Origin of the sequence: Pantoea sp. Cy-639 (assembly GCF_011752525.1) — a bacterium.
GTDB lineage: Bacteria > Pseudomonadota > Gammaproteobacteria > Pseudomonadales > Pseudomonadaceae > Aquipseudomonas.
The window spans coordinates 224,374-250,815 of record NZ_VWXI01000007.1 but is presented as its reverse complement, the minus strand read 5'-3'; the positions used below and the strand labels follow the sequence as shown (position 1 = coordinate 250,815).

Genomic DNA, 26,442 nt, shown 5'->3' with positions numbered 1-26,442 from the left:
CAGCGGCGCAGTATATCTTGCCTCATCGACGACCTGATCGTTGGTTCCCGAGAGTAGTTAAGCAACGACCAGCAAAATATCCGACCCGAAAATGAAAATGCCAGTCAGCTTAACTGACTGGCATTAAGCTTCGGCTCTCCTTTTTTATGCGTACGGTAGCCACCAGGGCAATAGCGACTTCTAAACCCATATCACCCAGACCAATTAACCTGTCCCACCCGCTGCTACCCCGCCTAGACTCGCCGTACCCTGAACCAGGAATGCCGCCATGTCCGAGCAACTCCTCAGCAGCCGCAACCTTGCCTTCGAACTCTATGAAGTCCTAAACGCCGAGGCCCTGACCCAGCGCCCGCGCTTCGCCGAGCACAGCCGCGAGACCTTTGACGCCGCGCTGACCACCGCCCGCACCATCGCCGAGAAATACTTTGCCCCGCACAACCGCAAGGCCGACGAAAACGAGCCGCGCTATATGGACGGCCGTGCCGAACTGATCCCGGAGGTGAAACCGGCCGTGGATGCATTCCTGGAGGCGGGCTTCCTCAACGCCAACCGCGACTTCGACGTAGGCGGCATGCAGTTGCCAAGCCTGGTATCGCAAGCCTGTTTCGCCCACTTCCAGGCCGCCAACGCCGGCACCACGGCCTACCCGTTCCTGACCATGGGCGCGGCCAACCTGATCGAGAGCTTCGGCACCGAAGAACAGAAACGCCTGTTCCTGGAACCCATGATCGAAGGCCGCTACTTCGGCACCATGGCCCTCACCGAGCCCCACGCCGGTTCCTCGCTGGCCGATATCCGCACCCGCGCCGAGCCGGCCGGTGATGGCAGCTACCGACTCAAGGGCAACAAGATCTTCATCTCCGGCGGCGACCACGACCTGTCGGAAAACATCGTGCACATGGTGCTCGCCAAGCTGCCGGACGCGCCGCCCGGCGTGAAGGGCATCTCGCTGTTCATCGTGCCCAAGTGCCTGGTCAACGATGACGGCAGCCTCGGCCCGCGCAACGATGTGCTACTGGCCGGCCTGTTCCACAAGATGGGCTGGCGTGGCACCACCTCCACCGCACTGAACTTCGGCGACAACGGCCAGTGCATCGGCTACCTGGTCGGCCAGCCACACCAGGGCCTGGCCTGCATGTTCCAGATGATGAACGAGGCACGCATCGGCGTCGGCATGGGCGCGGTGATGCTCGGTTACGCCGGCTACCTCTATTCACTGGAGTACGCCCGCCAGCGCCCGCAAGGCCGCCTGCCGGACAACAAGGACCCACATAGCCCAGCGGTGCCGATCATCGAGCACAGCGACGTCAAGCGCATGCTGCTCGCGCAGAAAGCCTACGTGGAAGGCGCCTTCGACCTGGGCCTGTACGCTGCCCGGCTGTTCGACGACACCCACACCGCGCAGGACCAAGCCGCCCGTCAACAGGCCCAGGAACTGCTCGACCTGCTCACCCCCATCGTCAAGTCCTGGCCCTCGACGTTCTGCCTGAAAGCCAACGAACTGGCGATCCAGATCCTCGGCAGCCATGGCTATACCCGCGAGTACCCGGTCGAGCAGTACTACCGCGACAACCGCCTGAACCCGATCCACGAAGGCACCGAGGGCATCCAGTCCCTCGACCTGCTCGGACGCAAGCTGGCACAGAACGGCGGTGCCGGGCTCAAGCACCTGATCCGCCTGATCGCCGGCACCTGCGAGCGCGCCAGCCAGCACCCGAACCTGGACAACCTGCGCCAGCCGCTGGAACAACTGGTCAATCGCCTGCAAGCGGTCACCCTCGCCCTGCTCGGTGACCTGGCCCAGGGCAAGGTCGCCGGTGCCTTGGCCAACTCGGCGCTGTACCTGAAGGTGTTCGGCCACTGCGTGATCGGCTGGCGTTGGCTGGAGCAGGCGATCCACGCCGAAATCGGGCTGCTGAACGGCAACGAGCCCGACTTCTACCAGGGCAAGCTCCAGGCCGCGCGTTATTTCCTCACCTGGGAAGTACCGGGCTGCCATAATGACCTCGCTTTGCTCGAGGCCCGCGACGACACGTGCCTAGGCATGCAAGGGGAATGGTTCTAAGGGGAGCCTCCGCGAGATCGGAGGCATCCATTTTTCCCCGTGGTCAGTGCTTTGCCTAATGCCCACAATTTCCTCTTCAATTACCCTGCTATGGAAATACTCTGCGGACATCAGTTAACACTTACAGCTGACGTTTCCCTATCCTTGAAAAACCACAGGCTCCAGACCTTCGCAAACTCGCAAGCCGCCATGAGTAGCGTCAACGCAACCGGGCCTGCAAAAAGATGGAAGCCCATCAATGAGAACAATACCGAGGCCGAGGGTACAAATAGTAATAGTCTGAGTGGCAACTGCAACCACACTAACCACTCCCCCCACCGACTCCGACAAAAAAGCAATATACAACTTGCAAGCACTGACAGCTGAAACACCCAACCCAGCGCAATGAATCCAGCTGCATATGCGCCATGATCTTCAATTATCTTCAATGCACTGAGCGCATCTGAATAAAAGGGAAGCTTTCCTTCCCAAAGACTTCTCAGCATGTAATTTATTAGATAAAAAGCATCCAGGCCGCCCCACCCCCACCAAACGTACCGCCTTACTAGCGACATCCCCACTTACTCCTCCCGCTCGTAAATCACATTGGCTGTTACCGGAACCCAATGCCAGGATTGGCCTGTTAGCGCCCAATGGTCAGCTGACTCCACATACTTTTGAGTAGTCCGCTTCAAACCGCCATAGCGATGGCTCGCCGATCCTGCTTCAAAGTGCCCCTCGTTCATGTCCAACCTCACCCACTCATGTATGAGAGTGCGGCTCGTATTTGCCCAGTCCTTACTCTCCGAAAAGATAAGACTCCCTTCATTGGCGATCGTGCCACTCCTGTTTGCAACGATCGCCACTACATTCCACAGCACAGGATGATCAATATCTTTCAGCACCCACTTTCCAGGCCCAGTATTTATTGCTCGCTGCGACATGGACATGGGAACTTGTGAAGACTCCCTTTTGACCTTTCCTTCAGTCCTACCTTCACCACGGGAGAGCTGCATGGGCCAAAACGCAGTGTCTTCAGGAGTAAATGGACTGAACGGCTCTGAACATGCCAGCAACCAGTCGGCATCTTCCACCTTTTCCAGAATCGCCAGTCTTGGGTTTTCACGAAGGCACTCTCCTGGCGACGAACCACATTCGCGGATCAAGTCAAGCAAGCCTGGCAGTTCGTAAGGCCTCAGCAAGGCGTTGGCTACCTTGGAAACGGCAAAAAAAGGCTTTTCGAAACCATAGGACCGATAGTCACTGGCTTTCTGGCGAGGGATAAGAAACTTCATGTGGGCACCTGTCGGTTAAAAAACCATCAAGCTCCGAGCCCTCACAAAAATCTTGTCGTCCACCTCCTAGTGATAATTAGGATTTTTCTTTATCGGCGAGATGCAGCGGCACAGGCCATGCAGCCAAGCTCCAGGCCTCGTGTTATTTCCTCACCTGGGAAGTGCCGGGCTGCCATAATGACCTCGCTTTGCTCGAGGCCCGCGACGACACGTGCCTGGGCATGCAAGAGGGGTGGTTCTAGGGGGAGCCGCCGCACACCGGAGGTTCCTGCATGTTCGATTCCAGCGCCCTGTTGCGCCAGCGCTTCAACGCGCTGCGCAGCACGGCCGATCTGTTCTCGCTTCGCCATGTGAAGCAATCGCACACATCCTTGTCGGTTCGGCGCAATGTCGCCGAGCCGCCGTTCTTCAGCCGTGACGAGGGCGCCATGCTCACCGTACGGGTCAATGGCGTCGAGGCCTACGCGGCCACCGCCGACCTGTCGCAAGGCGGTCTGCAGCGTGCCCTGGAACAGGCCGAGGCACTGGCCCGGCGAATCAAGGCCCACAGCCTGCTCGACCTCAGCGGCCAAGCCGCGCCGAGCGCACGCCACGATCATGTCTCGCCTAATTTCGAACACCCCCTGCCCGACCTCGCCGATTGCCTGGCGCTGCTGGCCGCAGAGTCGGCCAGCGTGCCCAGGGACGAACGCCTGGTGGACTGGCAGGCGAGCCTGGGCATCAGCCTGGTCGAGCAGACCTACCTGAACTCCGCCGGCGCCGAACTGCGCCACGCCCAACGCTTCATCTACCCCGGCCTGGGCGTCACCGCCAGCGACGGCCAGGACAGCCAGAGCCGCACCCTGGGCCGCGATAACTTCGGCCAGCAAGGCGGCATCGAGGTGATCGAGCGCTGCGGCCTGGTCGGCGCGGCCCGCCACGTGGCCGACGAGGCCCTGCAACTGCTGCTGGCGCCCAACACCCCGAGCGGTCGCCGTGACTTGCTGCTGATGCCTGACCAGATGATGCTGCAGATCCACGAGTCCATCGGCCATCCGCTGGAGATGGACCGCATCCTCGGTGACGAGCGCAACTACGCAGGCACCAGCTTCGTCAAGGTCAGCGACTTCGGGTACCTGCAATACGGCTCGCCGTTGCTCAACGTGACCTTCGACCCGACCATCGGCGAAGAGCTGGCCAGCTATAGCTTCGACGATGACGGCACCCCGGCCCGCAAGCAGTTCCTGATTCGCGACGGCCTGTTGCAGCGCCCGCTGGGCGGTGCGCTGTCCCAGTTGCGCTCAGGCCTGGACGGCGTCGCCAACAGCCGCGCCTGCAGCTGGAACCGCGCGCCGATCGACCGCATGGCCAACCTCAACATCGAGCCAGGCGACCAGTCGCTGGAGCAACTGATCGCCGGCATCGAACACGGCATCCTGATGCGCACCAACCGCTCCTGGTCCATCGACGATGCGCGCAACAAGTTCCAGTTCGGCTGCGAATGGGGCCAGCTGATCGAGCACGGCGAGCTCAAGGGCATCGTCAAGAACCCGAACTACCGCGGCATCTCCGCCGATTTCTGGCGCAACCTGTCGGCAGTCGGTGATCGCAGCACCTTCCAGGTGCTCGGCACGCCCAACTGCGGCAAGGGCGAGCCCAACCAGGTGGTGCGGGTCGGCCATGCCTCGCCGGCCTGCGTGTTCCGCCAGATCGACGTATTCGGGGGCGACGCCTGATGAGCACTTACCAACAACGTTTCGAGGACCTGCTCGGCGCCCTGCGCGAGGCCATGGCGCCGGATGAGCAGTTCACCCTCGGCTACAGCGCCGAGCATTCGCAGTTCGTTCGCCTCAACCATGCCAAGGTGCGCCAGGCCGGGCTGGTCAGCCAGGCCAGCGTGCAGTTGCGGCTGGTCCGCGAAGGTCGCCAGGCCGAGCAGCACATCACCCTGAGCGACGACCCGGGGCTCGACCGCCAGCGCTTGCAAGAAGGTCTTGAGCAACTACGCCAGACCTTGCCGCTGCTGCCAGTCGATCCGTACCTGAGCCTCGACCAGCGCGCCTGGCACAGCCACAGCCTGCTGGAACCGACGCTCCCCGGGCTGGACGAGGTGCTGGCGTTGATCGAGCGCGAGGCCGGCGACCTGGACCTGGTCGGCATCCATGCCGCCGGCCCCGTCTGCCGCGGCTTCGCCAGTTCCTTCGGCGCCTTCGGCTGGCACCAGGCCAACAGCTTCAACATCGACTGGAGCCTGTTCCACGCCAATGGCGAAGCAGTGAAGGCCAACTATGCCGGCCAGCAATGGCATGCCGACACCTTCGTCGCACGCCTGCGCCAGGCCCGTGAACAGCTGGAGCACCTCGGTCGTCCAGCCATCACCCTCAAGCCCGGCAGCTACCGTGCCTACCTGGCGCCAGCGGCGATGGACGAGATCGCCGGCATGCTCGGCTGGGGCGGTTTCTCGGCCCAGGCCCTGGCTACCGGCAACAGCCCGTTGCAACGCCTGTACAACGGCGACGCGCGGCTGAGCCCGCTGGTGAGTTTCAGCGAGCAGGTCAGCGGCTCGCTGAGCCCGGCGTTCTCCGACGAAGGTTCGCCCCGCCGGGACTTGCTGCTGATCGGCGCAGGCCAGGCACAGGAACGGCTGGTCAGCGCCCGTAGCGCCGTCGAGTTCACGCTCGAAGCCAATGGCGCCGACGGCTACGAGTCACCGTGCGCCCTGAGCCTGGCGCCGGGCAACCTGGCCAGCGGACAGATCCTCGAGCGTCTTGGCACCGGCCTGTACATCAGCAACCTCTGGTACCTGAACTACTCGGACCTGCCGGCCGCCCGGATGACCGGCCTGACCCGCTTCGCCACCTTCTGGGTCGAAAACGGCCAGATCCAGGGGCCAGTGAGCACCATGCGTTTCGACGACAGCCTCTACAACCTGTTGGGCAGCCAGCTGGAGGACCTGACCCAGGAGCGCGAGATGATCCTGTCGACCAGCACCTACAGCGAACGCAGCACCGGCTCGAGTCATCTGCCCGGGGCGCTGGTCAAAGGGCTGACACTGACCTTGTGACAGACGTGGGAGCGGAGTTGCCCCGCGATGGCGCCATCGCGGGGCAACTCCGCTCCCTCGAATACCTACGTGCCTGAGGTTCCCATGCCCGATCGCGCCCCGCTGGACCCCGTCACCGCCCGCTGGATCCCCTGGGTAGTGGCCATCGCCTTCTTCATGCAGTCGCTGGACGGCACCATCCTCAACACCGCGCTGCCGGCCATGGCCCTCTCCCTGGCCGAGGACCCGCTACGCATGCAGGGGGTGATCATCGCCTACATGCTCACCGTGGCCTTGCTGATCCCGGCCTCGGGCTGGATCGCCGACCGTTTCGGCACCAAGCGCATCTTCTTCAGTGCCATCCTGCTGTTCAGCTTCGGCTCGCTGCTGTGCGCCATGGCCAACAGCCTGGGTTTGCTGATCGTCGCCCGGGTGGTGCAAGGCCTGGGCGGTGCGCTGATGTTGCCGGTCGGACGTCTGGTGGTGCTGCGCGCCTACCCGCGCACGGAGCTGGTGCGAATCATGAGCTTCATCACCATCCCCGGCCTGCTCGGCCCGCTGCTCGGCCCGACGCTGGGCGGCTGGCTGGTGGAGATCCTGACCTGGCACTGGATCTTCCTGCTCAACCTGCCGGTGGGCGCCCTCGGTTGCTATGCGGTGTGGAAGTTCATCCCCGACCTGCGCGGCACCGAGCGCACCCGCTTCGATACCCCAGGCTTCCTGCTGTTCGGCGCAGCGATGGTGCTGATCACCATCGCCATGGAGGGCTTGGGCGAGCTGCACCTGCCGCACCTGCGGGTGATGCTGTTGCTGTTCGCTGGCATGGCCTGCCTGGCCGCCTACTGGCTGCGTGCCGGGCGAGACCCGGAGCCCTTGTTCTCGCCGTCGCTGTTCCGCGTGCGCACCTTCGCCATCGGCATCCTCGGCAACCTGTTCGCCCGCCTGGGCAGCGGCGCCCTGCCCTTCCTGGTGCCGTTGCTGCTGCAGGTGGCGCTGGGCTATTCGCCGGCTCAGGCGGGCATGAGCATGATCCCGCTGGCGGCGGCGGCAATGCTTGCCAAGTCGGTGGCCAGGCCGTTGATCGAACGCCTGGGCTACCGCATCGTGCTCACCGGCAACACCCTGCTGCTGGGCATCCTGCTGGCCAGCCTGGGACTGGTCGATGAACAGACGCCTTATGCACTGCTGCTGGTGCAACTGGCCATGCTGGGGGCGGTGAACTCGATGCAGTTCACGGCGATGAACACCGTGACCCTGATCGACCTCGACGACGCCAGTGCCAGCAGCGGCAACAGCCTGCTGTCGGTGGTCGCGCAACTGTCGCTGAGCCTGGGCGTGGCCTGCGCCGGCGCGCTGCTCGGCGGCTTCACCGCCGCCGGCAGCGCCGAGGGCGTGGAGAGCACCTTGGGGGCGTTCCAGCTGACATTCATCACCATCGGTGTGATGGCGATGCTGGCGGCGGCGATTTTCCTGCAACTGGCGCCGACAGACGGAAGGCGCGCCCGTCGTCCGGAACATCACGTCGAGTCGTAGGGCGAATGGCCTCGAGGCTGGTAGACTGTGCGGCATTTTTCGCTTCGCACCGCAGGCCCGCCTCGTGACCGTTGAAACCACCGCCTTCGCCACCCTCCCGCTGTCCGCCGCCATGCTGGCCAACCTGGACGCCCTGGGCTATGCCTCGATGACCCCGATCCAGGCCCAGAGCCTGCCGGTCATCCTCAAGGGCCAGGACCTGATCGCCCAGGCCAAGACCGGCAGCGGCAAGACCGCCGCCTTCGGCATCGGCCTGCTCAACCCGATCAACCCACGCTACTTCGGTTGCCAGGCGCTGGTGCTGTGCCCGACCCGCGAGCTGGCCGACCAGGTCGCCAAGGAGCTGCGCCGCCTGGCCCGCGCCGAGGACAACATCAAGATCCTCACGCTCTGCGGCGGCGTCTCGCTGGGCCCGCAGATCGCCTCGCTGGAGCACGGCGCGCACATCATCGTCGGCACCCCGGGCCGTATCCAGCAGCATCTGGACAAGGGCACCCTGGTACTCGACGGGTTGAACACCCTGGTACTCGACGAAGCCGACCGCATGCTCGATATGGGTTTCTTCGACGCCATCGCCGCCATCATCGGCAAGACCCCGGCGCGTCGCCAGACCCTGCTGTTCTCGGCCACCTACCCAGCCGGCATCGAGCAACTGGCCAAGGATTTCATGCGCCAGCCGCAGCAGGTCAAGGTCGAGGCGCTGCACAGCGACAACCAGATCGAACAGCGCTTCATCGAGATCGACCCGCAGCAGCGCCTGGAGGCCGTGACCCGCGTGCTTGGCCACTATCGCCCGCAGTCCTGCGTGGCCTTCTGCTTCACCAAGCAGCAATGCGAGGACCTGGTCACCCACCTGACCGCCAAGGGCATCGTCGCCCAGGCCCTGCACGGCGATCTGGAGCAGCGCGACCGCGACCAGGTGCTGACGATGTTCGCCAACCGCAGCAGCTCGGTGCTGGTGGCTACCGACGTGGCCGCCCGCGGCCTGGACATCGATGGCCTGGACCTGGTGATCAACGTCGAGCTGGCGCGTGATGCCGAGATCCACGTGCACCGCGTCGGCCGCACCGGCCGTGCCGGCGAGAAGGGCGTGGCGATCAGCCTGGTGGCCCCGGCCGAGGGCCATCGTGCCCAGGCCATCGAGGAGCTGCAAAAGAAGCCACTGCGCTGGGAACAGCTGGACAGTCTCAAGAGCAAGGGCGGTGAGCCACTGCTGCCGGCGATGACGACCCTGTGCATCGGCGCCGGACGCAAGGACAAGCTGCGCCCGGGCGACATCCTCGGTGCACTGACCGGCGATGCCGGGCTGCCGGGCAAGCAGGTGGGCAAGATCGCCATCTTCGACTTCGTGGCGTTCGTGGCCGTGGAGCGGGCGGTGGCCAAACAGGCCATGCAGCGCCTGAACAGCGGCAAGATCAAGGGCCGTGCCCTGAAAGTCCGTATTATCTGAAGCCATTTGGGGCTGCTTTGCAGCCCATCGCAGGCTGTCGCCAGCTCCCACAGTGGGTTGCATTTCACAGTGGGAGCTGGCAGCAGCCTTCCACAGTGGATTGCATGTCCCAGTGGGAGCTGGCAGCAGCCTTCCACAGTGGATTGCATGTCCCAGTGGGAGCTGGCAGCAGCCTTCCACAGTGGACTGCATGTCCCAGTGGGAGCTGACAGCAGCCTTCCACAGTGGACTGCATGTCCCAGTGGGAGCTGGCAGCAGCCTTCCACAGTGGACTGCATGTCCCAGTGGGAGCTGACAGCAGCCTTCCACAGTGGACTGCATGTCCCAGTGGGAGCTGGCAGCAGCCTCCCACAGTGGACTGCATGTCCCAGTGGGAGCTGGCGACAGCCTTCCATAGTGGACTGCATGTCCCAGTGGGAGCTGGCGACAGCCTGCGATGGGGCGCGCAGCGGCCCTACTTTTCAAGAGGCAATCCTGTGTACTCCACCGACGTGATCATCCTCGGCGCCGGCGCCGCCGGTCTGATGTGTGCCCTGCTCAGCGCCCAGCGCGGACGCCGGGTGCTGGTGCTCGACCACGCCAACAAGCCGGGCAAGAAGATCCTCATGTCCGGCGGCGGGCGCTGCAACTTCACCAATATGTACACCGAGCCCGCCAACTTCCTGTCGCATAACCCGCACTTCTGCAAGTCGGCGCTGGCCCGCTACACCCAGTGGGACTTCATCGAACTGGTATGCAAGCACGGCGTGCCCTATCACGAGAAAAAGCTCGGCCAGCTGTTCTGCGACAACAAGTCCAGCGACATCCTCGACATGCTCCTGGCCGAGTGCGACCAGGCCGGCGCCGAACTGCGCATGAACACCAGCATCGAACAGATCGACAAGACCGAAGGTGGCTATGCGCTGCAAACCAGCGCCGGCCCGTTCGCCTGCCAGTCGCTGGTGATCGCCACCGGCGGCTTGTCGATTCCGACCCTGGGCGCCACCGGCTTCGGCTACCAGGTGGCTCGCCAGTTCGGCCACGCCCTGCTGCCGACACGCGCCGGCCTGGTGCCGTTCACCATCACCGAGCCCCAGCTCAAGGCACTGTGCACCGAGCTGTCCGGCACCTCACTGGATTGCGTCGCCAGCTGCAACGGCACGAGTTTTCGCGAAAACCTGCTGTTCACCCACCGCGGCCTCAGCGGCCCGGCGATCCTGCAGATCTCGTCGTTCTGGGAAGCCGGCGACACCGTCGAGATCAACCTGCTGCCCGATCGCGACGCACTGGAGTGGCTGCAGGGCCAGCAGGTCGAACGCCCCAACAGCGAGCTGAAGACCGTGCTGAGCGAGGTGTTCACCCGCAAGCTGGCCAACCTGCTGGCCGAGCAGTGGTTCGTTTCGAAACCCCTGAAACAGTACACACCGGCAGAATTGACCCAGATCGCCGGACAGCTGTCGGCCTGGCAGGTGGTGCCCGCCGGCACCGAGGGCTACCGCACCGCCGAGGTGACCCTGGGCGGCGTGGATACCCGCGAGGTGTCGTCCAAGACCATGGAATCGCTGAAAAGCCCCGGGCTGTACTTCATCGGCGAGGTGCTGGACGTCAGCGGGCACCTGGGCGGTTTCAACTTCCAGTGGGCCTGGGCATCGGCCAACGCAGCGGCACAGTTCGTGTAGAGTAGAATCCATTCAGCAGCACGGAACGCTTCTTGCTGGTCTGTGCTGTGAAGAGTGCAAAACCATCGCGGGGCAAGCCCGCTCCCACAAAGACCTGCTGTGTCTCGTGGGAACGGGCTTGCCCCGCGATGAGGCCCTCAAGGTTCTAGTCCGCAAACCGCCCAGCAGGCCATCATGTCATCGAGCTCGTTCCGCCATTCATTGCGTCGCTTGTGGGGCCAAGACAAGTTCAGCTACGCCATTCGCGTGACCATCGCCCTGACCGGCAGCATGGCCTGGTGCTGGTACCAGAACGAGATGAGCCTGCTGATCCCCCTGTTCCTCGGCATCATCGCCAGCGCCCTGGCCGAGACCGACGACGGCTGGCAGGGCCGCCTCAGCGCCCTGGCCGTGACCCTGGTGTGCTTTGCCATCGCCGCGCTGTCGGTGGAGCTGCTGTTCCCCTATCCTTGGCTATTCGCCGCCGCCCTGGCCCTGGCAGCCTTCGGCCTGACCATGCTCGGCGCCCTGGGCGAACGCTACGGGGCGATAGCCTCGGCCACGCTGATCCTCTCGGTGTACACCATGATCGGCGTCGACCAGCGCGGTGGCCAGGTCAGCGACTTCTGGCACGAACCCCTGCTGCTGGTGGCCGGCGCGGCCTGGTACGGGCTGCTGTCGGTGCTATGGCAGGCGCTGTTCTCCAACCAGCCGGTGCAGCAGAGCCTGGCCAAGCTGTTCTTCGAGCTGGGCAGCTACCTCAAGCTCAAGGCCAGCCTGTTCGAGCCGGTGCGCACCCTCGACGTCGAGGCCACGCGCCTGGAACTGGCCCGGCAAAACGGCAAGGTGGTGGCCGCGCTCAACGCCGCCAAGGAAATCATCCTGCACCGGGTCGGCAACAGCCAGCCCAACTCCAAGGTCAGCCGTTACCTCAAGCTGTACTTCCTGGCCCAGGACATCCACGAACGGGTCAGCGCCTCGCATTATCCATACAACGCCCTGACCGAGACGTTCTTCCACAGCGACGTGATGTTCCGCTGCCAGCGCCTGCTGCGCAAACAGGGCTCGTCCTGCCAGGAGTTGGCGCGTTCGATCCGCCTGCGCCAGCCGTTCGTGCTGGCCAGCGGCTACCCCGAGGCCCTGGAGGACCTCAACGCCTCGCTGGAGCATCTGCGTACCCAGAACAACCCGGCCTGGCGTAGTCTCTTGCGCTCGCTGCGCGCCCTGGCCGCCAACCTGTCCACGCTGGACCGCCTGCTCAGCGCGGCGAGCAATCCCGACAGCCTGGCCGATGCCAGCGACAGCAGCCTGCTCGACCGCTCGCCGCGCAACCTCAAGGATGTGTGGAAGCGCCTGCGCACCCAGCTGACACCGACCTCGCTGCTGTTCCGTCACGCCCTGCGCCTGTCGCTGGCGCTGTCGGTAGGCTACGGCATGGTGCACCTGATCCACCCGACCCAAGGCTACTGGATCATCCTCACCACCCTGTTCGTCTGCCAGCCCAACTACGGCGCGACCCGTCGCAAGCTGGTGCAGCGGATCTTCGGCACCGCCATCGGCCTGACCGTGGGCTGGGCACTGTTCGACCTGTTCCCCAACCCGCTGGTGCAATCGGCGTTCGCGGTGGTGGCCGGGGTGGTGTTCTTCGTCAACCGTACCACCCGCTACACCCTGGCCACGGCGGCAATCACCCTGATGGTGCTGTTCTGCTTCAACCAGATCGGCGATGGCTACGGGTTGTTCCTGCCGCGCCTGTTCGACACCCTGGTCGGCAGCCTGATCGCCATTCTCGCGGTGTTCCTGTTCCTGCCCGACTGGCAGGGGCGACGGCTGAACAAGGTGCTGGCCAATACCCTGGCCTGCGCCAGCGAGTACCTGCGCCAGATCATGCAGCAATACGCCCATGGCAAGCGCGATGACCTCGCCTACCGCCTGGCCCGGCGCAATGCCCACAATGCCGATGCGGCGCTGTCGACCACCCTGGCCAACATGCTGATGGAGCCGGGGCATTTCCGTAAGGAGGCCGATGTCGGCTTCCGCTTCCTGGTGCTGTCGCACACCTTGCTCAGCTACCTGTCGGGGCTGGGCGCGCACCGCGATACCGCGCTGCCGGCCGAGGTCCACGAGCAGTTGATCGATGGTGCGGGCAAGACCCTGGCAACGAGCCTGGACGAGATCGCCAACGGGCTCGCGGCGCGGCTACCGGTGGCGATCCACAGCGATGCCGAGGAAGCGCTGGCCAATGCGCTGGAGCAGATGCCCGAGGAACTGGACGAACATCAACGCCTGGTGCAGACGCAACTGGCGTTGATCTGCCGGCAGTTGGGACCGCTGCGGACACTGGCAGGGCATCTGATCAAGGAAGGCCAGCCCACCTGAGCCCAGGGCCGCCCCCGCGATCAGAACCCATGCTGATGCAGCAGGCGGGCGTAACTGCCATCGGCTTTCATCGCGGCGATGGCCTTTTCGAAGCGGGCGACGATCTTCTGGTGCTGTGGATGCTTGAGGCTCACCAGAATGTGCAGGCTGTTCTCCCCCAGCGGCGGATCGACGAAGGCCACGCCCTCGCGCACCTGCTGCGGCTCACGCTGCAGGTTGTAGCGGGCCACGTACTCGTCCTCCACCGTCAGGTTGACCCGTCCGGCCGCCAGCATGCGTACCGCCGAGGAAAAGTTGCGCACCGGCACCTTGTTCAGGCGCTCGTCGCTGTCGAACGCCGGTGAATAGGCATAGTCGCGTACTACGGCGATGCTGTAGGGATACAAGTCGGACTGGCGCACATAGGCGAATGCCTCGCCCTCGCGCTTGAGCAGACGGATGCGGTTGACCAGGTAGGGCCCGGAGAATTGGCCGACACGCTTGCGCTCATCGTTGTACCAGGCATTGATCAGCACGTCGTAGCGCCCCTCGCCGATGCCCATCAGCGCCCGGGCCCAGGGCACCTCTTCGAACTCGACCTGGTAGCCGGCACGGCTCAGCGCCGTGGTGACGATGCTGGTCGCCAAGCCGCCGCCCGCCATCTGGGTGTCGGTGAACGGCGGCCAATTGTCAGCCACCAGCCGCAGCTTTTCATGGCCCACGGCGGGCAGCGCGCACAACACGCCCAGCAATCCGAGAACGCACAGCAGTGGCCGCATGCCCAAGTCCTTTTGCAGTTGGGAACCCATGCCGGTGATGGGTATCTTCACTACTACAGAACCGACAGCCTACACAAGACAGCGAGCCGTGGCAGACGACAATAATGTCAAATCGCCCCTATTTTGCTCCAGGCCGGGCAAGCCGCTTCACTGACGCAAGGCCATGTAGGCGCAATAGCCAATCTGGGCGTCCTGCACTGCCACGCCGGTCAGGTCCGCCAGGGTGATTTCATCCTCGTCGCCCCGTGCTTCGCCCTGCCCGGCCAGCAACGCCCCCAGCGCCTGCAGCCGGCTCGGCTCGAGCAGCCCGGCGCCGAGGGCATGGCAGACCTCGCCATACGCGCTGCACTGGCTCACTGAGTCGACGATGATGCGGTCCGCACGGGCCACCAGTGCCGGCTCCAGTTCCTGCTTGCCGGCGCAGTCCGCCCCGACCGCCGTGATATGTGTCCCCGGGCGTACCCATTCGCTGCGCAGCAACGGCTCACGCGAAGGCGTGGCCGTGACGATCAGGTTCGCCTCCTGCGCCACCGCGCGCGGGTCGGCAACCGTACGTACCCGGAACCCAAGCCCCTCGGCGAAGGTACGGTAGTCTTCCCGCTGGGCCTCGCCACGCCCCCACACCAGTACCTCACGACAATCCGTGACCGGCATCAGGTATTCGAGCTGAAGACGCGCCTGCGAACCGGTGCCCACGATCCCGATCGCCCGCACCTCGCGCGGCGCCAGCTGGCGCGCGACGATACGTCCCGCCAGGGCCGTACGCACACTGGTCAGCCAGCCACGGTCCGAGAGCAAGGCCAATGGCTGCCCGGTGGTGGCACTCAGCACCAGCATCAGGCCGTCATTGCTGGGCAGCCCCCGCCCCGGATTGTCGTAGAAACCACTGGAGAGCTTGACCACGAACACCTCGCTGCCCTCCAGGTAGGCCGACTTGATGCAGCAGTCGCCGTTGGCCCGGGGGAACTGGAAAGTCTGCACGGGAGGCACCTGGACCTGGCCAGCGGAATAGGCCTTGAATCCTTCCACCAGCATGCGTTCGACCAGGTCGAGATCGAGGCTTGCCTTGATCGCATCGAGTTCATAGCGCTTCATGCCAGCGCCCCGAGGAACTTCTCCAGGACGATGTTGCGCCCGCACAACACCACGGCCACCTTCTTGCCCTGGTACTCGCTGGCCAGCTTGCGCATGCCTGCAACGGCCACGGCTGCCGCCCCCTCGATGATCCAGCGCTCGCTGGCGGCGATATCGCGCATGGCGGCCTTGATCTGGTCTTCGCTGACCAGCACCGTGTCGTGCAGCAGGCGCTGGCACAGCGGGAAGGTGATACTGCCCGGCTCGAGGCCACCTGCAGTGCCATCGGATAGCGTCTGCGTCTCTTCCACGTCGATGATTTCGCCAGCCTCCAGCGCGCGCTGCATGCTCGGCGCGTTGGCCGGCCAGCAGCCGATGATCCGGGCCGCTGGGGCCAGGCGCCGTAGCGCCGCGCCAATACCGGCGATCATACCGCCGCCACCGACCGCGACGAACACTGCATCCAGGTCCGGCGCCTGCTCGAACAGCTCCATGCCGATGGTGCCCTGCCCGGCGATCACTTCCAGGTCGTTATAGGGCGAGACGAATGCCTTGCCCTCGACCTTGGCCTGCCGGGCGGCCTCCAGCTCGACGCTCAGCGGATCGGCGTCCAGGCAGCGCAGGTCTGCGCCGAAGGCACTGATGGCCTGGCGCTTGTAGGCCGAGGCATCGCGACTGGTGTACACCGTGACCGGCACGTCGAGTGTACGTCCGGCCAGGGCCAGGGCCTGCCCATGGTTGCCGGAGGACGCCGTGATCACGCCGTGGCGCCGATCGGCAGGCGACAGGAGACGCAGCTTGTTGCTGGCGCCACGGAACTTGAATGAACCGGTGTGCTGCAGGTGCTCGCACTTGAGCAACACCTGGCAGCCCGTGCTGGCCGAGAGCGCGTTGCTGTACGTCAGCGGGGTAACCAGCACCTGGGGACGCAGGGCGGCATGCGCCGCTTCGATCGACAGGAACAGTTCATCCAGGAGTGTGTCATCGGCCATCATCTGCAACGCCTCTCGTCAGTCGTGGAAAAAGCAGGGCAAGCGTACCCATTGGCAGAACATAATTCCACCGTAGATTTTTATTCCACAGATAACAAGCCCGCTGCCAGACCGATCAATGCTCGCGCACGAGCTTCACGTACTTGTAGACCGTGGCCCGCCCCATCCCCAGGACATTGGCCACGTAGTCATAGGCGCTCTTGCCGCGGAAAGCGCCCTCGCCATGCAGTGCCTCCACCAGCGCGCGCTTGTGCTCGCGGTCCAGGCGATTGAGGCTCAGCCCCCGCTCGGCCAGCCAGGCATGCAGGAAGGTGTTGATCCGTTCCTGCCAGTCGTCGCGAAACAGCGCCTCCGGTTGCGGCAACAGACGACTGGCCTGGAAGAACAGCTCCAGCGCCTCCTTGGCCTGTTCGAGCACCGACACGTTGAGGTTGATGCACACCAGTGCCTCCGGCCTGCCGTGCTCGTCACGCATGACGCTGCTGATGGAGCGGATCTTCTGTCCGTTCCAGTTGAGCTTCTCGTAAGGCCCCAGCCGCGAGCCCGAATCAAGGTCGTCGGGCAGGTCTTCCAGCGCCGAATCGTCACCCAGCTTGCGCTTGGAAATGTTGTTGGCGATATGCACCACGGTCTGCGTGTGCAAGTCGTGAACCACCACCTCGGCATGGGGAAACAGCAGCGCGGCGACACCGTCGGCCAAACTGGCGTAGTTGCTGAAACGAGGGGCGGCGCTGGCGGGCGGGGTGGGCATGAGGCAGATTCCGACATCAGAGGAGGCTGATGCTAATGCACCCGCCATCAGGAAGCGACTCCTTGCCCCTGGCCGGTCCGCACTCAGGGATAACCGAGCACCTCGCGGATCTGTCGCAGGTGCCGGATGATCCACTGCTTGTCGATCGCCCCCCAATCGCGGATCCGGTAGTGCCCGGCGTGGTTGCGCGCGCCGGCCTGCTGCTCGAACTCGCAGACGATGTCCAGGTCGGCCAGCGCGGTGATGGTGTCCTGGGCCGTGCGCCGGGGCATGCCGGTGGCCTCCATCAGGGCCGGGACGCTGGTGGCGGTCTGGCTGTCGATCAGCCAGGCGACGTACAGGCGGCGGTAGAAACTGCTGCGGGTCTTGCTCACTTCCATGGTCATGGGGCGTGTCCTTCAGGTGTTGCCCGGCAGCTCCCGATAGGTCAGGTAGACGCGCAGGTCGAATTCCAGTTGATGATAGTCCGGCTCCATGTGCTGGCAGAGCTGGTAGAACGCCTTGTTGTGGTCGCGCTCCTTCAGGTGCGCCAACTCGTGTACCACGATCATGCGCAGGAACTGCGGCGCCGCCTCCTTGAACAGCGAGGCGATGCGGATTTCCTTCTTGGCCTTGAGCTTGCCGCCCTGCACCCGCGACACCGCGGTGTTCAGTCCCAGCGCCCGATGGGTGAGGTCGAGGCGGTTGTCGAACAACACCTTGTCCAGGGGGGGCGCGCTGCGCAGGTATCGCTGCTTGAGCTCTTGGGCATAACCGTACAACGCCTTGTCGTTCTGCACGTCATGCTGCTGCGGGTAGCGCTGGCGCAGGTAGTCACCCAGGCGATCGCTGGCGATCATCTGGCGCACCTGTTCTTGCAGGTGGGGCGGGTAGGCTTGCAGGTAGCGCAGTGCGGTCATGACGGGCGGATCGGCTGAACAAACCGCGAGTGTAGCCAATCACGGCCCCCAGGGGAAAACCGCTGGGAAGACACCTGCATCCGCGGCGGTCAACGGCCGGGCGACCAGGAAGCCCTGGACGAAAGCACAGCCTGCATTCCTCAACCAGTCGGCCTGCTCCTGAGTCTCCACGCCTTCGGCAATCACCGTGATGTCGTAGGCTGCGCACAGGGCGATGACACTGCTCACCAGGGCGATGTCCGTCGCCGAGCCCGGCAGGCGCGCCACCAGGTGCCGGTCGAGCTTGAGGGTATCGATGGGCAGGTCGCGCAACATGCGCAGCGAACAGTCGCCCGCGCCGAAATCATCCAGCGCCACGCGGATGCCCAGCTCGCGCAGACGATGCACCTGCTTGACCGCTGCGTCGATGTTGTACATCAGCGAAGTCTCTGCGACTTCCACCTCCAGTTGCTCCGGACGCAGCCCGCACTCCTCGATCACCCGCCCCAGCTCGTCGGCCAGCCCGGGCATGGCGAACTGCGCACGACTGAGGCTGACGCCCAGCACCAGTTGCGCGCCGAAGCGTCCTTCCCACTCGCGGCGCTGGGTCGCGCCCTTGCGGTAGATCCAGCTGGCCAGGCGGTTGATCAGCCGCGCCTCCTCCAGCAAGGGAATGAACAACCCTGGCGGCACGTCGCCGACACTTGGATGCTTCCAGCGCAGCAAAGCCTCGAAGCCACGCAGTCGGCCATCGGCGAAGGCCACCTGGGGCTGATAGACCAGGCTGAAGTCGTTCTGCTCGATGGCTTCGCGCACGCTGTCTTCGAGCATCAGCCGCGAACGCGCCCTGCCATTGAGCTCCTGGTCGTAGAAACGGTATTGCTGGCGACCTGCTTGCTTGGCCGCATACATAGCCGCGTCCGCCGCGCGCAACAGGCCCTCGACGTTGGCGCCGCAGTCCGGATAGGTAGCGATGCCGATGCTCACGCCCAGACTCACCTCCACACCGTCCAGCTGTTGCAGGCCGGACATCCGCTCCAGGACTTTCTCGGCGTAGCGCCCGGCCTGCTCCGGATAAGGCAGCCCATCGAACAACGCGGTGAATTCGTCGCCCCCCATGCGCGCCAGCAGGGCTGCGCTACCCAGGCAGTCCTTGAGTTGCTCGGCGACCCAGCGCAGCACCTGGTCGCCGGCCTCATGCCCGAGCAGGTCGTTGATCCGCTTGAAACCGTCCAGGTCCATGTACATCAGGGCCTTGGCCTTGGCCGAGCGTTCGTTGCGCAGCAGCGCGCTCTCGGCGGCCTGATAGAAGCCACGGCGATTGAGCAGCCCGGTCAGCGGATCGGTCACCGCCTGGTATTCCAGTTGCTGGTGCAGGTTGCGCACCACCGACATGTCCAGCACCGTCACCACCATGGCCTTCTGTTCGGCCGGCAACGGTGCGCAGGACAACGCCACAGGCACCAGCTGGCCACTGGGCGTGCGCAACTGGGCATCATGGACGCGGAAGATCTCACGCCCGAGGTAAGCCTGGTAGAAATCCGATTCGCGCCACAGGCTGGCGCACGGCAGCTGGATCAGGTCCAGGACATGGGCGCCCTGCAGTTGCACCACCGGTGTGTCGAGCAACCGCGAGATGGCCGGATTGGCGAAGCTGATGGTGCCTGCCTCGTCCACCACCAGGATGCCTTCGGCGGCGTTCTCGAGGATCGAGGCGTTGAAGGCACGCGCCGCCTCCAGCTCACGGGTCAGGCGTTGCAGCATGCGCCGGTTGCGCTGCTGTTCGAGCAAAACCTGGACCTTGGGTTTGAGAATCTGCGGATCGAAGGGCTTGAACAGGTAGTCCACCGCACCACTGGCATAGCCCTTGAGCACGGCGGCGTCGGACTGTTCATTGGCGGTTAGGAAGATGATCGGCGTGAGTCGCGTGCGCTGGCTGCCGCGCATCAGGCGGGCCACTTCGAAGCCGTCCATCTCGGGCATCTGCACATCGAGCAGGACCAGGTCGACTTCATGTTCGAGCAAGGCGCTGAGAGCCTCCATGCCGGAACTGGCGGTCAGAACCTGCCAATCCTGGCGGGACAGCAAGGCCCGCATGCTGATCAGGTTTTCCGGATAATCATCTACGACCAGCAGGACCGAGCTGTTTTCCGGACTATGTGAATAAGCGCCATCCATGCTGCTTCTCATGTGAGACCGACTGCAATCCGCAATTGGATCCGATCTTTACTCTAGACTCGACACCCCAAGACGCAATGCGAACCGATGGCTATAAGCCATCGGAGATGAGGTTAGCCGACTAACGGTATAAGCACCTGCGCCAGCCGGCCTCATCGCGACCCGACAGCGGATCAGATGGCACAAAAAAACCCGCATCAGCGGGTTTTTTCGTGGAACGAACACTAGCGGATCAGTTGATCTTGGCTGCCAGTTCGCCCTTGGCGTAGCGCTGGAACATGCCTTCCAGGGAGATCGGCTTGATCTTCGAGGCATTGCCGGCGGTGCCGAAGGCTTCGTAGCGGGCGATGCACACGTCACGCATGGCCTTGACGGTTTCACCGAAGAACTTGCGCGGGTCGAACTCGCTCGGGTTCTGTGCCATCAGGCGACGCATGGCGCCGGTGGAAGCCAGGCGCAGGTCGGTGTCGATGTTGACCTTGCGTACACCGTACTTGATACCTTCGACGATTTCTTCGACCGGTACGCCGTAGGTCTCTTTGATGTCGCCACCGTACTGGTTGATGATCGCCAGCCACTCTTGCGGCACCGAGGACGAGCCGTGCATCACCAGGTGGGTGTTGGGGATGCGCTTGTGGATTTCCTTGATGCGGTCGATCGCCAGCACGTCACCGGTTGGTGGCTTGGTGAACTTGTAGGCGCCGTGGCTGGTGCCGATGGCGATGGCCAGGGCGTCCACCTGAGTCTTCTTGACGAAGTCGGCGGCTTCTTCCGGGTCGGTCAGCATCTGGCTGTGGTCCAGCACGCCTTCGGCGCCGATGCCATCCTCTTCACCGGCCATGCCGGTTTCCAGCGAACCCAGGCAACCCAGCTCGCCCTCTACCGAAACGCCGCAAGCGTGCGCCATGGCGACAGTCTGCTGGGTCACGCGAACGTTGTACTCGTATTCGGTCGGGGTCTTGCCGTCTTCGCCCAGCGAACCGTCCATCATCACCGAGCTGAAGCCCAGCTGGATCGAGCGCTGGCACACATCAGGGCTGGTGCCGTGGTCCTGGTGCATGCACACCGGGATGTGCGGGAACTCTTCGATGGCCGCCAGGATCAGGTGGCGCAGGAACGGGGCACCGGCGTACTTGCGGGCACCGGCGGAAGCCTGGACGATGACCGGAGAGTCGGTCTTGTCGGCGGCTTCCATGATGGCGCGCATCTGCTCGAGGTTGTTGACGTTGAAAGCCGGCACGCCGTAACCGAACTCGGCGGCGTGGTCCAGCATCTGGCGCATGCTAATGAGTGCCATGGTGTATCTCTCTCCCGACAAGCGTCGTTTGTTTCATGCAAGCCTGCCGCAGGGGCGGTTGCTGTTCAAGTAGTGTGGGCCACCTGCGTGGCCCGGCCAGTCACGGTGCCTTGCAGCCCCGCCCAATCAGATCGTTGGTCGCCACCCAGTACACCAGGCCTTCCTCACCCTTGGTGTGGAAGGCCAGCATGCCGTCGCTGTACAGCGCGCCAGAGGCGCCCGGCTCGGACTTGAGCCGGTAGACCTGGTCGCCGCCGCCGAGGCGCAGGTCGACCGTGTCCTGTTTCGCGTCGGCGAAGCGCCACAGCACTTCGGCCTGGCTGTCGCAGACCCAGCGGGTCCAGTGGTCCGCCGGGGCGGGTTGGGCAGGCTGCAGCAGCGAGCAGCCCGCCAGGGTCACCAGGGCCAGTGCGGCCAGAAGCGCTTTCATTACACATCCTCGTAGCGAGCCTGCTGCATCGGCTCCGCGATGGGGCCGCAACAGCAGGCCCAATGTCCAGGACCACGAAACCCCGCTCAGGTTGCCCGGCACCCGATCAAGGGCAGCCTGGCGCCTTGCGCTGGTGCTCGTCGTCGTATTTTTCCAGGCCATCCGGACCCAGGCGCTTGTTGATCACCGGTACCGTCTCAGCCTGCCACTGCGACTGGTAGCAGCCACCCTTGGGCGGCTGCGCCGGGTCGGCGTCGGTGCCCTTGCCGCTGGAGCAGGCGCCCAGCAGCACGGCCACGATCATCACAGGCAATTGCTTGACCATCAGGTCGCTCCCTTTGCCAGGCGCCGTCGTGCTCAGGCCTTGGCCCGTGTTTCCAGAATTTCCACGGCGGGCAGGACCTTGCCCTCGACGAACTCGAGGAACGCGCCGCCACCGGTAGAAATGTAGGAGATATCGGCGCCAACGCCATACTTGTCGATGGCCGCCAGGGTGTCGCCGCCACCGGCGATGGAAAACGCGGCGCTGTCGGCGATGGCCTTGGCCAGTACCTTGGTGCCATTGCCGAACTGATCGAACTCGAACACGCCGACCGGACCGTTCCACAGGATGGTCTTCGAGGTCTTCAGCAACTCGGCGAAGTTGGCCGCAGTCTGCGGGCCGATGTCCAGGATCATGTCGTCGGCCGCCACATCGGCGATGGCCTTGACGGTGGCTTCGGCGCTCTCGGCGAACGCCTTGGCGACCACCACGTCCACCGGCAGTGGCACGCTGACCTTGGCGGCGATGGCCTTGGCGGTCTCGACCAGGTCAGGTTCGTACAGCGACTTGCCGACCGGGTGACCGGCGGCAGCGAGGAAGGTGTTGGCGATACCGCCGCCGACGATCAGCTGGTCGCAGACCGCGCTCAGGCTGTTCAGCACGTCCAGCTTGGTCGACACCTTGGAGCCGGCGACGATGGCAGCCATCGGCTTGGCCGGGGCCTTCAGGGCCTTGCCCAGGGCGTCCAGCTCGGCAGCCAGCAGCGGACCGGCGGCAGCGACCTTGGCGAACTTGGCCACGCCGTGGGTGGAGCCCTCGGCGCGGTGGGCGGTGCCGAATGCGTCCATCACGAACACGTCGCACAGGGCAGCGTACTGCTGCGCCAGCTCGTCGGCGTTCTTCTTCTCGCCCTTGTTGAAGCGCACGTTCTCGAACAGCACCAGGTCACCGGCCTTGACCTCGACGCCGCCCAGGTAGTCGGCCACCAGTGGCACGTCGCGACCCAGGGCCTTGCTCAGGTAGTCGGCGACCGGCTTGAGGCTGTTCTCGGCGGAGAACTCGCCTTCGGTCGGGCGGCCCAGGTGCGAGCAGACCATTACTGCAGCGCCCTTCTCCAGGGCCAGCTTGATGGTCGGCAGCGCTGCCAGGATACGCGCGTCGCTGGCTACCACACCGTCCTTCACGGGGACGTTGAGGTCTTCGCGAATCAGTACGCGCTTACCTTGCAGGTCGAGGTCGGTCATCTTCAACACGGTCATGAATGCAGTCCTTCAGGGCTGTTTGGTGCGGGTTGGGTGAACGACGTGCAGAAAGTGCTCCGCGACGTCGAGCATACGGTTGGCGAACCCCCATTCGTTGTCGAACCAGGCCAGCAGGTTCACCAGGCGAGGGCCGGAAACACGGGTCTGGCTGGCATCGACGATGGCCGAATGCGGATCATGGTTGAAATCACAGCTGGCGTGGGGCAGCTCGGTGTAGGCCAGCAGGCCTTTGAGCGGGCCCTCCAGGGCCGCTTCACGCAGCACCCGGTTGACCTCGGCGGCCGTGGTGTCGCGGGCGGTCTGCAGGGTGATGTCCAGGCACGACACGTTGACGGTCGGCACACGTACCGCTTTGGCCTGGATTCTTCCGGCAAGTTCCGGCAACAGACGTTCGATGCCACGCGCCAACCCGGTGGACACCGGGATCACCGACTGGAACGCCGAGCGGGTGCGGCGCAGGTCCTCGTGGTGATAGGCATCGATCACCGGCTGGTCATTCATCGCCGAGTGGATGGTCGTGATCTGCACGTACTCGATGCCGAACGCCTGGTCCAGCACCCGCAACAGCGGCACGCCGCAGTTGGTGGTGCAAGAGGCGTTGGACACCAGCAGCTCGTCGCCGCCCAGGCAATCCTGGTTGATGCCGTAGACCACGGTGGCGTCGACATCCGCCTCGCTGGCCATGGGCTGGGAGAACAGCACCCGCGGCGCGCCGGCATCCAGAAAACGCTGGCCGTCGGCGCGCGTGTTGTAGGCCCCCGAGCATTCCAGCACCAGGTCGATGTCCAGGGCGGCCCAGTCGATGCCCTCCGGGGTGGCACTGCGCAGTACTTTCACGCAGTCGCCATTGATATGCAGACAGTCGCCGTCGACCTTCACCTCGCCGGGGAAACGCCCGTGGGTGGAGTCGAAGCGAGTCAGGTATTCCAGGCTGGCCTGGTCGGCCAGGTCGTTCAGCGCGACGATCTCGAAACCGGCCTTCGCCCCCCGCTCGAACAATGCGCGCAGGACACAGCGGCCAATGCGGCCGTAACCGTTGAGTGCAACTTTGTAGGGACGCGGGTGGGGCATTCGATACTCACGTGCAGGTGCGTTGAACGACCAGCGCGGGGCAAGCCCGCTCCCACAAGGCACCCGGATGCCTTGTGGGAGCGGGCTTGCCCCGCGATCAGACGGGAGGCACGCGGCCTCCCGGATGCATCAGTCTTCCAGCAGCTCTTCGGCGGTACCCAGGATGTTGTCCAGGGTGAAGCCGAACTCCTCGAACAGCGCAGCGGCCGGGGCCGATTCGCCGTAGGTGGTCATGCCGATGACGCGGCCTTCGAGGCCGACGTACTTGTACCAGAAGTCGGCATGGGCCGCTTCGATGGCGATGCGCGCACCGACTTCCAGCGGCAGTACCGACTGCTTGTAGGCAGCGTCCTGGGCATCGAACACGCTGGTGCTCGGCATCGACACGACACGCACCTTGCGGCCCTGCTCGGTCAGCTTGTCGTACGCCTGCACTGCCAGGCCCACTTCGGAGCCGGTGGCGATCAGGATCAGCTCAGGCTCGCCAGCGCAGTCCTTCAGGACGTAGCCGCCACGGGAGATGTCGGCGATCTGCTGGGCGTCGCGCGCCTGGTGCTGCAGGTTCTGACGCGAGAAGATCAGCGCCGACGGGCCGTCCTTGCGCTCCAGGGCGTATTTCCACGACACCGCGGATTCCACGGCATCGGCCGGGCGCCAGGTGTCCAGGTTCGGCGTGCTGCGCAGGCTGGTCAGCTGCTCGATCGGCTGGTGGGTCGGACCGTCCTCGCCCAGGCCGATGGAGTCGTGGGTATAGACGTGGATCACGCGCTGCTTCATCAGCGCCGACATGCGCACGGCGTTGCGAGCGTATTCCATGAACATCAGGAAGGTCGCGCCGTAAGGCACCAGGCCGCCGTGCAGGGCGACGCCGTTCATGATCGCGGTCATGCCGAACTCGCGCACGCCGTAGAACACGTAGTTGCCGCTGGCGTCATTGGCCTCGACGCCCTTGCAACCTTTCCACAGGGTCAGGTTGGAGCCGGCGAGGTCGGCCGAACCGCCGAGGAACTCCGGCAGCAGCGGACCGAAAGCGTTCAGCGCGTTCTGGCTGGCCTTGCGGCTGGCGATGGTCTCGCCCTTGGCGGCGACTTCGTTGATGTAGGCCTGGGCCTTCTCGGAGAAGTCAGCCGGCAACTCGCCGCTGTCACGGCGCTTGAATTCGGCAGCCAGTTCCGGATAAGCCTTGGCGTAGGCGTCGAAACGCTGGTTCCACTCGGCCTCGACCTTGGCGCCGTTGGCCTTGGCGTCCCACTCGGCGTAGATGTCGGCGGGGATTTCGAACGGGCCGTGGTTCCAGTTCAGTTCCTTGCGGGCCAGGGCGATTTCGTCGTTGCCCAGTGGCGCGCCGTGGCAGTCTTCCTTGCCCTGCTTGTTCGGCGAACCGAAGCCGATGATGGTCTTGCAGCAGATCAGGGTCGGACGGTCGCTCTTGCGCGCCGTGTCGATGGCCATCTTGATCTCGTCGGCATCGTGACCGTTGACGTTGCGGATCACCTGCCAGTTGTACGCTTCGAAGCGCGCCGGGGTGTTATCGGTGAACCAGCCGTGGACTTCGCCGTCGATGGAGATGCCGTTGTCGTCGTAGAAGGCGATCAGCTTGTTCAGGCCCAGGGTGCCGGCCAGCGAGGCGACTTCATGGGAAATGCCTTCCATCATGCAGCCGTCGCCGAGGAACACGTAGGTGTTGTGGTCGACGATGGTGTGGCCTTCACGGTTGAACTGTGCGGCCAGCACTTTTTCCGCCAGGGCGAAGCCCACGGCGTTGGCGATGCCCTGGCCGAGCGGACCGGTAGTGGTCTCGACACCCGGGGTGTAGCCGTATTCCGGGTGACCCGGGGTGCGGCTGTGCAGTTGGCGGAAGGCCTTGAGGTCGTCGATCGACAGGTCGTAGCCGGTCAGGTGCAGCAGCGAATAGATGAGCATCGAGCCGTGGCCGTTGGACAGCACGAAGCGGTCGCGGTCGGCGAAGTCCGGGTTGCTCGGGTTGTGTTTCAGGTAGTCGCGCCAAAGCACTTCGGCGATATCCGCCATACCCATGGGGGCACCTGGGTGGCCGCTGTTGGCCTTTTGCACGGCATCCATGCTCAGTGCACGAATGGCGTTGGCACGTTCACGACGGCTGGGCATCG

The 26,442-nt window shown here is 64.5% G+C and carries 21 protein-coding genes; 7 read left to right on the top strand and 14 right to left on the bottom strand.

Annotation, left to right across the window (positions count from 1 at the left end):
- Positions 1-268: 268 nt before the first annotated feature.
- Positions 269-2,065, top strand: a complete 1,797-nt coding sequence (locus F3J43_RS11720; protein WP_166885991.1) for an acyl-CoA dehydrogenase — start codon at positions 269-271, stop codon at positions 2,063-2,065.
- A 560-nt stretch (positions 2,066-2,625) separates the two neighbouring features.
- Here F3J43_RS11720 and F3J43_RS11715 read toward each other — a convergent pair.
- Positions 2,626-3,339 (bottom strand): hypothetical protein, encoded by a 714-nt coding sequence (locus F3J43_RS11715; protein WP_166885989.1) that lies wholly within the window; start codon positions 3,337-3,339, stop codon positions 2,626-2,628.
- Between the two features lie 272 nt (positions 3,340-3,611).
- On the opposite strand from F3J43_RS11715, the gene F3J43_RS11710 reads away from it, so the two are divergent.
- The 6 genes from F3J43_RS11710 to yccS all read left to right on the top strand — a co-directional run bounded on the left by F3J43_RS11710 (position 3,612) and on the right by yccS (position 13,360).
- The gene (locus F3J43_RS11710; RefSeq protein ID WP_166885987.1) at positions 3,612-5,054 is read left to right on the top strand and encodes a TldD/PmbA family protein; all 1,443 of its coding nucleotides are present in this window, start codon (positions 3,612-3,614) and stop codon (positions 5,052-5,054) included.
- The gene (locus F3J43_RS11705) at positions 5,054-6,382 is read left to right on the top strand and encodes a TldD/PmbA family protein (RefSeq protein ID WP_166885985.1); all 1,329 of its coding nucleotides are present in this window, start codon (positions 5,054-5,056) and stop codon (positions 6,380-6,382) included. The genes F3J43_RS11710 and F3J43_RS11705 overlap by 1 nt, the downstream gene beginning before the upstream one ends.
- An 84-nt stretch (positions 6,383-6,466) precedes the next feature.
- A complete protein-coding gene (gene mdtD / locus F3J43_RS11700) occupies positions 6,467-7,894 on the top strand; it encodes a multidrug transporter subunit MdtD (protein WP_166885984.1) in 1,428 nt (475 codons plus the stop codon).
- Between the two features lie 64 nt (positions 7,895-7,958).
- A complete protein-coding gene (gene dbpA / locus F3J43_RS11695; protein ID WP_166885982.1) occupies positions 7,959-9,344 on the top strand; it encodes an ATP-dependent RNA helicase DbpA in 1,386 nt (461 codons plus the stop codon).
- Between the two features lie 476 nt (positions 9,345-9,820).
- Positions 9,821-11,002 carry a BaiN/RdsA family NAD(P)/FAD-dependent oxidoreductase gene (locus tag F3J43_RS11690; protein WP_166885980.1) on the top strand — a complete coding sequence of 394 codons (1,182 nt, stop codon included), beginning with the start codon at positions 9,821-9,823 and terminating at the stop codon, positions 11,000-11,002.
- Positions 11,003-11,176: 174 nt separating this feature from the next.
- Positions 11,177-13,360, top strand: coding sequence for a YccS family putative transporter (gene yccS, locus F3J43_RS11685; protein WP_166885978.1), 2,184 nt, complete (start codon positions 11,177-11,179; stop codon positions 13,358-13,360).
- 20 nt (positions 13,361-13,380) lie between these two features.
- On the opposite strand, the gene F3J43_RS11680 is transcribed toward yccS, so the two are convergent.
- The 13 genes from F3J43_RS11680 to tkt form a co-directional block, all read right to left on the bottom strand.
- Entirely contained in the window at positions 13,381-14,118 is a 738-nt protein-coding gene (locus tag F3J43_RS11680; RefSeq protein ID WP_166885976.1) for a substrate-binding periplasmic protein, read from the bottom strand.
- Positions 14,119-14,265: 147 nt separating this feature from the next.
- On the bottom strand, positions 14,266-15,213 hold the full coding sequence (locus F3J43_RS11675; protein WP_166885973.1) for an ornithine cyclodeaminase family protein: 948 nt from the start codon (positions 15,211-15,213) through the stop codon (positions 14,266-14,268).
- Positions 15,210-16,166 (bottom strand): threonine/serine dehydratase, encoded by a 957-nt coding sequence (locus tag F3J43_RS11670; RefSeq protein WP_205297804.1) that lies wholly within the window; start codon positions 16,164-16,166, stop codon positions 15,210-15,212. The genes F3J43_RS11675 and F3J43_RS11670 overlap by 4 nt, the downstream gene beginning before the upstream one ends.
- A gap of 133 nt (positions 16,167-16,299) precedes the next feature.
- Positions 16,300-16,935, bottom strand: coding sequence for a helix-turn-helix transcriptional regulator (locus F3J43_RS11665; RefSeq protein WP_205297792.1), 636 nt, complete (start codon positions 16,933-16,935; stop codon positions 16,300-16,302).
- A gap of 83 nt (positions 16,936-17,018) precedes the next feature.
- Complete coding sequence (locus F3J43_RS11660) at positions 17,019-17,321, bottom strand: winged helix-turn-helix domain-containing protein (protein WP_286184498.1); 303 nt, start codon at positions 17,319-17,321, stop codon at positions 17,019-17,021.
- A 12-nt stretch (positions 17,322-17,333) separates the two neighbouring features.
- Positions 17,334-17,834 (bottom strand): M48 metallopeptidase family protein, encoded by a 501-nt coding sequence (locus tag F3J43_RS11655; RefSeq protein WP_166885967.1) that lies wholly within the window; start codon positions 17,832-17,834, stop codon positions 17,334-17,336.
- 39 nt (positions 17,835-17,873) lie between these two features.
- On the bottom strand, positions 17,874-19,991 hold the full coding sequence (locus tag F3J43_RS11650; protein WP_166885964.1) for a putative bifunctional diguanylate cyclase/phosphodiesterase: 2,118 nt from the start codon (positions 19,989-19,991) through the stop codon (positions 17,874-17,876).
- Between the two features lie 232 nt (positions 19,992-20,223).
- On the bottom strand, positions 20,224-21,288 hold the full coding sequence (fba, locus tag F3J43_RS11645; RefSeq protein ID WP_011536013.1) for a class II fructose-bisphosphate aldolase: 1,065 nt from the start codon (positions 21,286-21,288) through the stop codon (positions 20,224-20,226).
- A 100-nt stretch (positions 21,289-21,388) separates the two neighbouring features.
- Complete coding sequence (locus F3J43_RS11640) at positions 21,389-21,718, bottom strand: MliC family protein (RefSeq protein ID WP_166885962.1); 330 nt, start codon at positions 21,716-21,718, stop codon at positions 21,389-21,391.
- 106 nt (positions 21,719-21,824) lie between these two features.
- Positions 21,825-22,043, bottom strand: a complete 219-nt coding sequence (locus F3J43_RS11635) for a hypothetical protein (protein ID WP_166885960.1) — start codon at positions 22,041-22,043, stop codon at positions 21,825-21,827.
- Positions 22,044-22,075: 32 nt separating this feature from the next.
- On the bottom strand, positions 22,076-23,239 hold the full coding sequence (locus tag F3J43_RS11630; protein ID WP_166885958.1) for a phosphoglycerate kinase: 1,164 nt from the start codon (positions 23,237-23,239) through the stop codon (positions 22,076-22,078).
- A gap of 12 nt (positions 23,240-23,251) precedes the next feature.
- Entirely contained in the window at positions 23,252-24,313 is a 1,062-nt protein-coding gene (gene epd, locus F3J43_RS11625; RefSeq protein ID WP_166885956.1) for an erythrose-4-phosphate dehydrogenase, read from the bottom strand.
- A gap of 129 nt (positions 24,314-24,442) precedes the next feature.
- Positions 24,443-26,440 carry a transketolase gene (gene tkt, locus F3J43_RS11620; protein ID WP_166885954.1) on the bottom strand — a complete coding sequence of 666 codons (1,998 nt, stop codon included), beginning with the start codon at positions 26,438-26,440 and terminating at the stop codon, positions 24,443-24,445.
- Positions 26,441-26,442 lie beyond the last annotated feature (2 nt).